The 12090-nt window shown below is 67.1% G+C and carries 10 protein-coding genes and 1 tRNA gene; 3 read left to right on the plus strand and 8 right to left on the minus strand.

All coding sequences use genetic code 11. The features are described from left to right. Positions 1 to 1102 (plus strand): ABC transporter ATP-binding protein (locus tag ACXR2W_RS06360; protein WP_489948833.1); only part of this gene is annotated, 1102 nt, incomplete at its 5' end. 143 nt (positions 1103 to 1245) lie between these two features. On the opposite strand, the gene ACXR2W_RS06365 is transcribed toward ACXR2W_RS06360, so the two are convergent. From ACXR2W_RS06365 to ACXR2W_RS06400, 8 genes are all read right to left on the minus strand, one after another. After that, complete coding sequence (locus ACXR2W_RS06365) at positions 1246 to 2025, minus strand: hypothetical protein (RefSeq protein ID WP_458813324.1); 780 nt, start codon at positions 2023 to 2025, stop codon at positions 1246 to 1248. Beyond that, on the minus strand, positions 2022 to 3806 hold the full coding sequence (locus ACXR2W_RS06370) for a polysaccharide deacetylase family protein (protein WP_458813326.1): 1785 nt from the start codon (positions 3804 to 3806) through the stop codon (positions 2022 to 2024). Before ACXR2W_RS06370 ends, ACXR2W_RS06365 begins: the two co-directional genes overlap by 4 nt. A gap of 141 nt (positions 3807 to 3947) precedes the next feature. Continuing rightward, on the minus strand, positions 3948 to 5198 hold the full coding sequence (locus tag ACXR2W_RS06375) for a metal-dependent hydrolase family protein (RefSeq protein WP_458813328.1): 1251 nt from the start codon (positions 5196 to 5198) through the stop codon (positions 3948 to 3950). Between the two features lie 112 nt (positions 5199 to 5310). Next, positions 5311 to 6462, minus strand: a complete 1152-nt coding sequence (locus tag ACXR2W_RS06380; protein WP_458813330.1) for an acyltransferase family protein — start codon at positions 6460 to 6462, stop codon at positions 5311 to 5313. A 95-nt stretch (positions 6463 to 6557) separates the two neighbouring features. Next, positions 6558 to 6630: transfer RNA gene (locus tag ACXR2W_RS06385), tRNA-Thr, on the minus strand. A 136-nt stretch (positions 6631 to 6766) separates the two neighbouring features. Further along, the gene (locus ACXR2W_RS06390; protein WP_458813332.1) at positions 6767 to 8392 is read right to left on the minus strand and encodes an alpha/beta hydrolase; all 1626 of its coding nucleotides are present in this window, start codon (positions 8390 to 8392) and stop codon (positions 6767 to 6769) included. Between the two features lie 35 nt (positions 8393 to 8427). Further along, positions 8428 to 9630: a DNA polymerase III subunit delta' gene (locus ACXR2W_RS06395; protein WP_458813334.1), complete on the minus strand. Its 1203-nt coding sequence runs from the start codon at positions 9628 to 9630 to the stop codon at positions 8428 to 8430. 264 nt (positions 9631 to 9894) lie between these two features. Beyond that, positions 9895 to 10527, minus strand: coding sequence for an IMPACT family protein (locus tag ACXR2W_RS06400; protein WP_458813336.1), 633 nt, complete (start codon positions 10525 to 10527; stop codon positions 9895 to 9897). Between the two features lie 60 nt (positions 10528 to 10587). Here ACXR2W_RS06400 and ACXR2W_RS06405 point away from each other — a divergent pair, with 60 nt between their 5' ends. Then, positions 10588 to 10962: an RNA-binding S4 domain-containing protein gene (locus ACXR2W_RS06405; RefSeq protein ID WP_458813338.1), complete on the plus strand. Its 375-nt coding sequence runs from the start codon at positions 10588 to 10590 to the stop codon at positions 10960 to 10962. A 72-nt stretch (positions 10963 to 11034) separates the two neighbouring features. After that, positions 11035 to 11976, plus strand: coding sequence for a 3-methyladenine DNA glycosylase (locus tag ACXR2W_RS06410; protein ID WP_458813340.1), 942 nt, complete (start codon positions 11035 to 11037; stop codon positions 11974 to 11976). The last annotated feature ends 114 nt before the right edge of the window (positions 11977 to 12090 follow it).

A 12090-nucleotide genomic window follows, 5' to 3' on the forward strand; every position in this document is an offset into this window, starting at 1 on the left:
ACGGGGCACGGGCACGGGCACGGGCACGGGCACGGGCACGGGCACGGGCACGGGCACGGGCACGGGCACGGGCACGGGCACTATCCCGGCCCTCGAGTTCACCGACGTGCACTTCACCTATCGTTCTGCGGCCCCCGCCCGCACCGACGCCCGCGACCTCGTACGCAGTGGCGGCCGCGGGTCGCGCCGCGACGCCGAAGCCGCCCCCGCCGAGATTCTCGAGACGCCCGTGCTGCACGGCGTCAGCTTCACCGTGCCGCGTGGCGCCCGCGTCGCCCTCGTGGGCCCCTCGGGCGCGGGCAAGTCGACGATTCTCGCGCTGATCGAGCGGTTCTACGACCCCGAGTCGGGCTCGGTGTCGATCTTCGGCCAAGACCTGCGCACCCTCGACCGGCGCGAGCTGCGCGCCCAGTTCGGCTACGTCGAACAAGACGCCGCGGTGCTCGCCGGCACCCTGCGCGACAACCTCACGCTCGGCGCGCCAGACGCGAGCGATGCCGCCTGCGAACGCGTGCTGCGCGCGGTGAACCTCGGCTCGCTGCTCGATCGCTCCGGATCAGCCAGCTCTAGTGCCACTACTGCGCATTCGGCAGCTATCAGCGGCAACCGTGGCACCAACGGCACCGACGGCAGCGACCACGCCGACGGCAGCGATGGCAGCGGCGGCACCAACGGCACCAACGGCAGTGCAACTGAAACGGCGCGCGCACACACGGCAGGTAATGCCGCGACCGACTGGCTGTCGAAGGCGCTTGACCTGCAGGTCGGCGAGAACGGCGTCATGCTCTCGGGCGGCGAGAAGCAGCGCCTAGCAATCGCCCGAGCGCTGCTCACCGCGCCGCCGTTTCTGTTGCTCGACGAGTCGACCGCGAGCCTCGACGGCGTCAACGAGCGCCTCATGCGCGAGGCCCTCGACTCGGTGGCAACCGGGCGCACGCTCGTCGTTATCGCGCACCGCCTGTCCACCGTCGTCGACTCAGACAAGATCGTGGTGCTCGAAGAGGGCCGCGTCATCGGTGAGGGCACACACGCAGAGCTCGTCGAGTCGACGCCGCTCTACCGCGAGCTCGCACAACACCAATTGCTCGTGGCGCAAGACTAGCCCGTCAGAGCGCTGGCTCACTCCACGGATGCTCGATGAGTGGGTTAAGCCAAAATATGCGCGACAAATTCCGCTTATGACTGACCCAGAAGCGGAATTTGTCGCGCATATTTTATTGTCAAGATGTGGCCGAGCCCAACCACTCAGCCCACGCGCAACGACTCGAGTAGCTCCGACAGTGCCGGCCGGTAGTCGGCGATCTTGTCACTCGCGGCCCCCGGCTGCCCCGTGATGCGCGCGAGCACCCGCACCCGCTGCCCGTCGACCGTGACGACCGCTCGCACCTCACCGGTCGCATCGACGTGCTGCAGCTGCGCGCCCGACGCGAGGGTCTCATTCAGCACGGCAGCGGTGTCGGGCGCGGCGCTATCACTCGCGCCTTCGCCCAGCCACGTGGCCGCAGCACCACCAGCACCACCAGCACCACCGGCACCACCACCACCACCAGCACCACCACCAGGCGCAGCCGCGAGCTCGACGCTCAACCCACGATCGGGGCTCAGCAGTTCAACCCCGGTATCGGCGCCGGTGAGCACACGCCAGTCGCGCACCGCCGGCAGCGGCGGCCACGCCACCAAATTGGTAACGCGCGGCTGCGCGATCCACCCCTCACCCGGCACGACCTGCGCCACGCCACTCACTTCAACCACCGAGTCGCCACTCAAGCGCTCGGCTTGAGCCGCCGCGTAGTGATCCGGAGCCAGCGTGACCAGGTACGCGGCCGCCGCTACCAAGAGCAGCGCGGCACTCGCGGTCACAGCGATGACGCGGCGCGACCGCGGCGACCGCGGCGACCGCGGCGACCGCGGCGAGCGTGCGACACCCGCCGCGGCAGGCGGCTCATCGAGCAGCGAGCCACCGGGTAGTTCTTCACCCAGCGCTTCTTCGCCCAGCGGCGTCTCTGTGTTGGTGTGCCGGATCATCGGGCAGACACCCTTCCTTGCGGCACACTGCCGCCAAACAGTTGAGTCACCGTGACGGGCGTGAACCCGCGGTCTTTCAGCCCCGCGAGCACGTCGTCGGCCGCGTTGACCGAGTCGGCGTGTGTGTCGTGAAACAAGATGATGTCGCCGGGAACGGCCACGTCAACGGTGCGGTTCACGAGTTCGGTTTCGCCGGGGCCCTGCCAGTCGAGCGTGTCGATCGACCACAAGATGGCGGGCAGCCCCACCGCCTCAAGCACGCTGTCGTTGACCGCGCCATAGGGTGGCCGGTACATGGTGACCGGCTGGCCGGTGATCTCGGTGATCGCCTTGCCCGCGCCGACGACCTCGCTGCGGGCAGCGCTCGGGCTAATGCTTGTGAGGTCGGGGTGCGTAGTCGAGTGGCTCGCGAGCTCGTGCCCCTCGCCCGCGGCACGCGCGACCACATCGGCGCTACCCGCCACCACATTGCCCATCATGAAGAACGTCGCGGGCGACTCCTGCGCCTGCAGCGTATCGAGCAGCTCGGCGGTGAACGCCGAGGGGCCGTCGTCGTAGGTCACCGCGACGCAGGCAACCAGGTCACAGTCGACGTTGTGGTCGCCGCTCCACGCGGGCACACCCACGAACGGGGCGTCGCGCTGCGCGAACAGCTCTTGCCCGTCGGGTGTCAGCCAGCCGTCGGGCAGCTCATTGACCGTGAGAGTGAGGGGCGCGGTCGTCGCAGTGACGCCGAGCGCCGCGAGTTCGTCGGCTGCGAGTCCCGCAGGCAACGTGAACTCGAAGCCGGCGCTGCCAGCGCTGCCAGCGTTGTCAGCACCGCCGCCGTCGCCGCCTCCGTCACCAGCGCCGTCATCAGCGCCGTCATCAGCGCCGCCGTCAGCGCCGCCGTCGCCGCCGTCAGCGCCGCCGTCACCAGCGCCAGAGCCCCCGCCGCTCGCGGGCCGCACAGCGCCGAGCGCCCCGCGTGCAAGCTCGAGCTGTTCTTCGCTCGGGGCCGCGAGCGGCGCGGCGCTCAACGCGCCAGCGTCGCGGCGCACCCCTTCGACAGCGAGCTCCCACAGGCCCGCGGCCGCTTCGGGCGCCCATAGTGCCCCAGCGTCGACCGCTTCGCGCGTCTCAACGTTGACGAAGAACAGCTCAGACTCGTCGCCCGTCACCTCGGTTGCTGCACCAGTGACGGTGCGAAACATGACCCCGAGCATCGGGCCAAACGCCGCCGTCAGCTCGCATACGACTGCCGTGCCCGCGCCGCCCACCGGCCCGACTGTCGGATCGGCGAGCAGCTCGGCCGCGGGCCGCTGGGCGGAGCCAGCCACACAACCGCGGTCACCGAGCCCGGCCTGCCCATCAAACACCTCGGGCACAAACCCCGCCGCCCCCGAGCGCCCTACCGCACCATCGATCGCTGCATCGAGCACGCCCCGCACCAGCTCAGTGAACTGGGGAGCCCCTGGCATCTCGACGTACCGCGCCTGCAGCGCCACGGCGTCGTTGCGAATGCGCCCGTCGACGAGGCCTGCTGTGTCGCTCGCGGGTGACACGGCGGCTACGCTCTGGGCATCTGCTTCTTCGGCGCCGCTTTCGGGGGCGGCCGGTTTTGATCCGGATCCTGCGTCATCTCCCACAAGCATCGTGACCGCCGTGGAGCCCGCGGGCCAAGCGGGCGGCACCCATGAGGCGTCGGCGGGAGGGCCAGCGCAGCCGGCCAGCAGCGCCGCGGACAGACCCGCTGCTACGGCCGTAGCGATCCGACCTGCACGACGGCCATCGGTCTTCATGCTGGCTCTCACGATTGCCCCCTGCTCGTTTGTGTGGTTTCGACGCTACCGCGAAAAGCAATCTCAACCTGGCGACGCGGCGGAGCCACAGATCCCACATTGTTAGACCACATGAAACGCCTGCGCGCGATGACTAGAACGCTAGAAGGTGAAGCCACCCCTGTTGACGGCCGGGTGACCATCTTTCATCACCAACAAGATTTTGCTACTGTCAGTGACCAGCGAGATATCTTGCAGCGGGTCACCGTCGATGACCACGATGTCTGCGAGCTTGCCAGCCTCTACCGTGCCGAGGATATCGTCAACCCTGCAGCACTCGGCAGAGGTTTTTGTGCCCGCCACGATCGCTTCCATCGGGGTCATTCCGCCGTACTCGACGAGCAGCGGGAGCTCACCCAGGTTGTCCCCGTGATCGGGCACCAGGCCCGCGTCGGTGCCCACGGCGACCTTAATGCCCGCGGCGATCGAGGCGCGCACCGACTCGTGCGCGATCGCGTGCCATTTCTCGCTCTTCGCCCGCGCCTGCGGGGTCGCGGTGTCTGGGCGGATCGTTTCGAGCAGCGTTGGCACGAGAAACTGACCATTTTGTACCATCTGCTGGCGCAGATCGTCGTCGATCTCGTAACCGTGCTCGACACTGTGCACGCCGCCCTCCACCGCCGCCTTAATGCCCCCGTAACCGATGGCATGCGCTGCGACGGGAATGTTGCCGTAGTTCTTGCCTTCCTCGACAATGGCTGCCACCATTTCTGTGCGCATGCCCACCCACGTGGGGTCGTCGTTCATGGAGGTGACGCCTCCACTCGACGCGATCTTGATCACGTCAACATGGTCGCGCAGCAGCTCCCGTGCAGCCTTACGGGCTTCATCGACCGAATCGACGAGCTTGCCACCGACCACCGAGGTACCGTCGACCCCCGAGCCCATGTGCCAGTCAGCGTGACCGCCCGTCTGGCTGAGCATCTTGTCGGCGACGAGCAGGCGCGAACCCTTGATGAGCCCGTACTGCGCCGCCAGCCGCACCCCCGTGTCAGTGCCCATCAGATCACGCACAGTCGTCACTCCGGCCGCCAGCGTCTTCTCGAGCCGCGCGGCGATTTCGAAATAGCGAAACGAGGGCGGCACGATCGCTTCTTGCATGAGGGCTTGGCTACCACCGCTGGGACCGGGAAGTGACAGATGCACGTGCACATCAAAGAAGCCCGGCGTGATCGTGTTGCCGCAAAGATCTACCTTGACCGGGTTCTTAGAAGCGTCAACCTCGGGGGCGTCGGTCGCGGACCCCGCCCAAACGATTTTGGCAGCTTCGATGATCACCACGGCATCGGCGATCACGTCGCGCCCGGTCCCATCAATCAGCTGGGCATTGTGCAAAACTATGGTTGACGTCATTGGTATCCCCCCCTGTAGCACCGAAGCTGGCTCATCGGCGAGCGGCAGCTGAAGCGTCTTACGGCAACGCTACTCGGAGTCTACAGGTGACGTATTGCGCGGTGCACTAAATCTACTTGCGCGACTTCTCGCCGGGATCACGGGTGAAGAGCCAATCGATCCGGGGCTCGATGAGAGGGCGCGTGGCGCGCGAGACGAGCGTCGTCGAAAGCAGCACAGTGAGCGCGACCCCGAGGACGATGAGCAGTGTGATGCCCCCGAGACCGAGGCCGTAGATGGCGTCGATCGCGCCGGTCTTGCGCAGCGTCCAGACGATGGGCGCGTGCAGCAGATAAACGTAGAGCGTGCGGGTGCCCCACACCGTGATGATCGAGTGGCCGCGCGGTACGACGATGAGCACCGCGAGCGTCATTCCCGCCGCGAGCACCAGCAGCATCGCCGTGATCGAGAAGCCCGAGAGTGTGCCGAGCAGCTCCGTGGGCGCCCGCCACTCGTCGATAGGCGCCTCAGAGAGCAGCTGTGCGTCGCTGTCGCGCCAGGTGAGCCAGGTGTCGATGCGCCAAATCTCGCGCAGGTTTGGAATGAACGCGATCGCCAGGCCAACCGCGGCGAGCAGCCCCCAGCCCGCTCCGCGCAGTGCCAGCGAGGGGCGGGCAAACCAGTCACCCGTGAACCAGCCGCGCGTGCGCGCGAGCCACCCGAGCATAAAGAACGGCAAGAACGAAAGCGTGCGAGACGCCGAGAATTCGGTGCCAGCGGCGGGCAGCAGCCCGCTCAGCAGCGCGACCACGACCGAGAAGATGAACGGGTGACGCATCTTTGCGAGGTACGGCAGCAAGATGCGCATTGTGGCGAGGCTCACCAAAAACCAGAGGGTCCATGCGGGTGAGATCAAGAACCTGGGCCCGGGCTCCTCGCCCTCGACCGTAAAATGGATGATCGCCCAAATGCCCTCCCACATGAGCCACACCGCGATGAGCTGAACCGTCGACTTGATCGCTTTGGGTGAGACCTCGGCGTGCGCGAAGTACCCCGACAGCAGAATCATGGCGGGCATGTGAAACAGGTAAATGTAGGCGTAGAGCCCAAAGGTGAGCGCAGAGTCGGTGCGCACCGTCGAGATCACGTGCCCCACAACCACGAGCGCGATGATCAAGAAGCGTGCGTTGTCCCAGAGCGCGATGCGCTTGCGCGTGGGCCGCGGGGCGGGCGGGCCCTGCTGGCGCTGCTGGCCTTGCGGGCCCTGCTGGGGTGTGGGTGACACGCTCAAAGTGAACCTCCGTGGCTCGAATGCATCAAGGATACTTGCCGCGAGACGAGAGAAGCCCTCGCAGCATATGCTGTGAGGGCTTCTGGCTGAGCCGCCTGCCGGAATCGAACCGGCGACCTATTCATTACGAGTGAATCGCTCTACCGACTGAGCTAAGGCGGCCTGGCGCGCAATCTCTCGCACACCAGGGAACACTTTAGCACGCGGTGAGCGCTACTCGTGACACGGGTCGCGGCCCTCGCGTGTCACGAGCGCTTGAGGTGCTCGCGGCACCCGCGAGTCGCGGGCGCCGCGAGCACTATTTACTGCAGGTCACAGCTGCACTGGGAGCCTCCCCCGTGAGCAGGTACGTGTTGATCACCTCGTCGACGCAGTTACTCTCGCCGTAGGCCGTGTGGCCCTCGCCCTCATAGGTGAGCAGCACGCCGCTCTCGAGCTGGTCGGCAAGCGACTCGGCCCAGCGGTACGGCGTGGCGGGGTCACCCGTGGTGCCAACCACGAGAATCGGGTCTGCACCCGCTGCAGTCACACCATTTCGTTCGCCCTTACCGTCGACCGGCCAGACGGCGCACGAGATGTCACCGAAGCCCTGAAATCGGCCGATTGTCGGCGCGATCTCGGCGAGATCCTTGGCTTCTGCACGCATGCGCGGCACGTTGATCTCGCGCTCGGGGTAATCGAGGCAGTTGATTGCAGAGAACGCTTCGGTCGAGTTCGACAGATACTTACCGTTCTCGCGCTCATAGTAGAAGTCGGCGAGCTGCAGTGCGACGTCTGCATCGTCTTGATGCACCGTCAACAGCAGCTGATCGAGGTAGCCCCAGTTGCTCTGCGCGTAGAGCGGGGTGATGATCGCCGTGAGCAGCGTATTGGCGGTCACGAGCCTGCCGTCGCTGCCGGTGAGGGGCGAGCTGTCGACTTTGTCGAGCAGCCCCGAGATCTGGGCCATTGACTCGTCAACGCTGCCGCTCAGCGGGCAGTCACTGCGAGTGAGACAGTCGGTGACATACGCACGCAGCGCGAGCTCAAATCCGAGGGTCTGTTCACGTACCACCTCACGCATGGTCGTTTTGGGATCCATCGCGCCGTCGAGCACGAGCCTGCCCACCGTCTCGGGGTAAGCGTCGGCGTAGCGGGCACCGATGTACGTGCCGTAAGAGAACCCGAGATAGTTGAGCTTGTCGTCACCCGCAATGGCGCGCAGCATGTCGAGGTCTTGCACCGTGTCGCTCGTGGCGACATGGCCAAGTAGCTCACCCGTCTGCTCGGCGCACGCATCACCAAAGGCGCGCGACTCGGTCTCGGCAAGTTCTAGCCACTCGTCGCTGCCACGCTCAAGGCCTGCGTCGGCGGCCTCACCGGCACCCTCACCAAACAGGTATTCGTCCATGCCTGCTGCGTCGAGGCAGGCGATGGGAGACGAGGCTCCCACACCCCGCGGATCCCAACCGATCACGTCGTAGTCGCGCTGAATCTCGCTGGGCACCGAGTAATCGAGGCTGTCGGTGACATAGCTTGCGCCCGAGGCGCCCGGGCCGCCCGGGTTGACGAACAGTGTGCCCTGCGGGTTCTTGCCTGTCGCCTCGTGCTTCACGAGCCGCAGCGTAATCAGGTCACCGCCCGGGTCAGCCCAGTCGAGCGGGGCGTACACATCGGCGCACTGCATACCCGCGGCACAATCGCGCCAGTTGGGTTGCTGCGCCCCGAAGCCCTCGACCGTGCCCTCAGGTTTTTCGGGCAGATCGACCGGATCGGCGCCGCCAGGTGTCGCGCCCCCCTGCGCCGCCGCCCCTGTCACCTCGGCCAGTAGCCCGGCGAGGGAGCTGCACCCCGTCAGCGCAAGCGCCAGCGTTGCCGTCAGCGCGACGGCCCCCGCGGCCGCACGAGCGCGCCAGCGCTCGGCGCCGCTCTTGATCCGGATCATTGTTGCCCTTCCCTGTTTGACACCCTGCTGGCCGATCACCGTTCGCTGCCCGCGCCCACGGCTGTCGCGAAGAGCGCTTCGAGCACGAGCCCCGGCGTAATCTGGCGGCCGAGACGCTCGCGCGCTGACTCAACCGCGTCGACGGCGCGCAGCGCGCCCTTCGCGCGCCAGCGTTCGGCTAGCTCGGTGATTTGCCGCGCATACTCTGCGTTCACAAGCGCGGGACTCGCAGCGCGCACAGCACCCGCAGCGCCCTCACCCACAGCGCCAGCACCCGAGGCACCCTCGTGCATCAGCGCGGTCACAACAACGTCGCGGTACAGCGACAGCACATCGGTCAAGATGCGGTCGACGCCGTCGCGCACGCCGCGCTTGGCACGCTGTTTCTGGTCTTCTTCGAGCGCGCGTATTTGCGAGCGCATCTGCGGCGGAATCGCAGCGCCCTGCGCTAGCCCGAGGCTGCGCATCGCGTCTTCACGCTCAGCGGTCTCCCGTCGCTCGGTCGTGGCCGCTGCGTCTGCTTCGGCCACCTTCATGAGCGACCCAGCCACAGCCATCGCATCTCCCAGCGTTTGCACCGAAAGCGCCCCACGAATGACCCGTTCACGTCGCTCGAGCGCGTTGGGATCACGCGCGAGGCTGCGCGCCATGCCGATGTGGCTCTGCGCGAGCCTCGCCGCCCGCTCAGCATCGGCGAGGTCGATACCGTCGCGCGCATGCAAAAGGGCGGCCACGTCAGTCACCGCGGGCGTCACGAGCCGCAGCGATCGCGTGCGCGATCTGATCGTGGGCAGCAGGTCGGCCTCACTCGGTGCGCACAATACCCACACCGTGCGCTCGGGCGGCTCTTCGAGCGCCTTCAGTAACACGTTCGAGGTGTGCTCGGTCATGCGGTCGGCGTCTTCGATGACAAACACGCGATACCGCCCCTCGCTCGGGGCGTAGTACGAGCTCGCTACGACCTCGCGGGCCGCATCGATCTTAATCACCGTGGTCTGCGTCGTGAGCACCCCCAAGTCTGGGTGCGTGCGCGCGAGCACCTGCGCGTACACGCGCTCACGATCAGCCTCGCTACGCGCGATGAGCGCCGCGGCAAAACGGTACGCAATGTTCGACCGGCCCGACCCCGGAGGCCCCGTGATCAGCCAGGCGTGCGCGGGAGTGGCACCCTCAGCGGCCGCCCGCTCAAGGGTCTGCGCAGCGGCCTGTTGACCGGCGATATCTGACCAGAAGTCCATGCCGTTTAGCGTAGCGTGTGCCTCTGACACGGGCCCGCGGGCTGCGAGCGCCACCGGCCCGTCATCGCCATCGCCACCGGCCCGTCATCGCCACTGCCACCGCCACCGCCACCGATCTCGCGTAAACCATCAAGAACTCACAAAATTTGATGGTCTACGCGAGATTGATGTAGTTGTCGTTGCGCGCGACCGCCCAAGCACCCCAGCGCCCAGCACCCAGCACCCCAGCGCCAAGCGCCCCAGCACCCCAGCGCCCACCTCGCCTTACAGGTCGACGTAGCGCGGTTCGCCCGTTTCAAACAGGGCCACACCGGCGCTCAGCTCTTGCGCGGCGGCCGTGAGCTGCTCGATGTAAGGCTCGGCCACCCAAAAGTCTTGCGCCACCCGATCTGTGTAGGCCGCCTCGCCGACGACGAATCCGCGGCGGCGCGCCTCTGCCTCAATCTGAGCGGCGACGTCGTACGCCGAGGTGACCGTTACTGGAAACCGCAGCCCGCGCCGCACCCGCGGGGCTACCAGTACCGCCTCAGCGACCGCTGCACGGTAGGTGCGTGTGAGCCCGCCCGCGCCAAGCAGCACCCCGCCAAAGTACCGAGTCACCACAGCGACCACATCGCTGAGCCCCGCCGACACGAGCGCGTCGAGCATGGGTGCGCCCGCCGTGCCGCTCGGCTCGCCGTCGTCGCTCGACCGCTGCACGCGGCCGTCTGGTCCGAGCACAAACGCGGTGCAGTGGTGCCTCGCGCGCGGTTCTTCTGCTTTCACTTCGGCGATAATGTCACGCGCCGCGCGCTCGTCACTCACCTGCTCGAGCCGGGTGATAAACCGCGACCGCGACACCTCAATCTCGATGTCGGTGCGCCCTGCCACCGTTTCGTACTCCGTGGGATGTGCCATCTGCCCATTGTCTCAGCTGCGGGTGCACCACCTCAGCTGCGGGCGCGCTACGATCGGGGCATGAGTAGCGTGCGCGTCGACAGTTGGGTGTGGGGTGTGCGGCTGGCCAAGACCCGCAGCCAGGCGACAGCCGCCTGCAGGGCCGGCCACGTGCGCATCAACGACCAGACAGCGAAGGCCGCGCAACCCGTCAAACTCGGCGACGTCGTGAAAGTGCGCTTACACGGGTTCGACAAGATCTACCGTGTCACCGGCCTGCCCACGAAGCGCGGCAGCGCCCCCGAAGCTGCGAAGCACTACGAAGACCTCACCCCGCCACCGCTGCCCCGCGAGGAGCGGCCAGCCGCCATCGTGCGCGACCGTGGCGCTGGTCGCCCCACGAAGCGGGAGCGCCGCGACATCGACCGCCTGCGCGGCCGCGACGCCGAGGTCTAGCGGGCTGCTGGCCTCGGGAGGCGCATCCACACCACCAGCAACCGTCAGGCCGTGATCGCCTAGGCTGGTTGAGTGAATCCGTACCCCGCCCAGCTCGGCGAGCCCGAGTGGCGCACACTCGAGGCCGCCCACGCCGCGCGCGCCGACGCGCTCACCGAAGCGCACCGCGCTCGCAAGCTGCGCGGCGAGACGCACCCCATCGAGGACTTTCTCTGGACCTACTATTCGGTCAAACCTCGCGAGCTGCGGCGCTGGCATGCCGGGGCTGGCGTGCTGCTCGAGAACGCTGCTCCGGATCGCGCCTCATGGAAGCACTACCGCGCGACCGGCGGCCCGCTCGCGACCGCCCACGAAACGACGGATCGTGAACCCCAGCACGCCGAGGTCGACGCTGCCGGGTACCTGGAGCGCCGCGCTCAGACCGTTAGTTACGTTGAAAAGCTATTGACGGCCACGCTCGCGCACGCGCCGCGCTACGGCTGCTTCGGTCTGCACGAGTGGGCGATGGTGTACCGCATGACGCCCGAACAGCTGCGGCATTCTGCCCTGCCGCTGCGCATTGGCCACGAGGCGACCAACGCCGTCGTCGAATCGCACACGATCGGCTGCACCCATTTCGACGCGTTTCGTTTCTTCACGCCCGCTGCCGCGCCGCTCAACACGATCGAGGTGAGCCGTGAGGCTCAGCACGAGACTGAACAGTCGGGCTGCCTGCACGCGGGCATGGACGTCTACAAGTGGGCCTTAAAGCTCGGCCCCATCGTGCCGGGCGAACTACTGCTCGACGCCTTCGTGCTCGCCCGCGACATACGCGAGCTCGACATGCGCGCCTCCCCCTACGATGTGACCGGATATTTCGGCGCCACCGGTGACCCGCTCACCCCCGTGCCCATCGAAACCCCCGACGGCAAGCGCGAGTACGCGCGCCAGCAGCGCGGGTTTGCGGCGCGCGGCGACGCGATCCGGAACAGACTGCTTGACGCGATCGCGAGGACTAGAACCGTCCGCCCGTAACGCACCGGTCACCACACGGCATCGAAATGACGAATCGGCCCGATAAATGCGCTTTTTCGATACCGTCTCGTCATTTCGATGCCGACTGTAATGCTGCTGCGCAACCGGGGCGAC

The sequence above is a fragment of the Leucobacter faecis genome (assembly GCF_054456695.2).

Coding starts and splice junctions, on each gene's coding strand:
- ACXR2W_RS06365 (WP_458813324.1), bottom strand. CDS start 2,025: ATGATCCGGCACACCAACACAGAGACGCCGCTGGGCGAAGAAGCGCTG.
- ACXR2W_RS06370 (WP_458813326.1), bottom strand. CDS start 3,806: ATGAAGACCGATGGCCGTCGTGCAGGTCGGATCGCTACGGCCGTAGCA.
- ACXR2W_RS06375 (WP_458813328.1), bottom strand. CDS start 5,198: ATGACGTCAACCATAGTTTTGCACAATGCCCAGCTGATTGATGGGACC.
- ACXR2W_RS06390 (WP_458813332.1), bottom strand. CDS start 8,392: ATGATCCGGATCAAGAGCGGCGCCGAGCGCTGGCGCGCTCGTGCGGCC.
- ACXR2W_RS06395 (WP_458813334.1), bottom strand. CDS start 9,630: ATGGACTTCTGGTCAGATATCGCCGGTCAACAGGCCGCTGCGCAGACC.
- ACXR2W_RS06400 (WP_458813336.1), bottom strand. CDS start 10,527: ATGGCACATCCCACGGAGTACGAAACGGTGGCAGGGCGCACCGACATC.
- ACXR2W_RS06405 (WP_458813338.1), top strand. CDS start 10,588: ATGAGTAGCGTGCGCGTCGACAGTTGGGTGTGGGGTGTGCGGCTGGCC.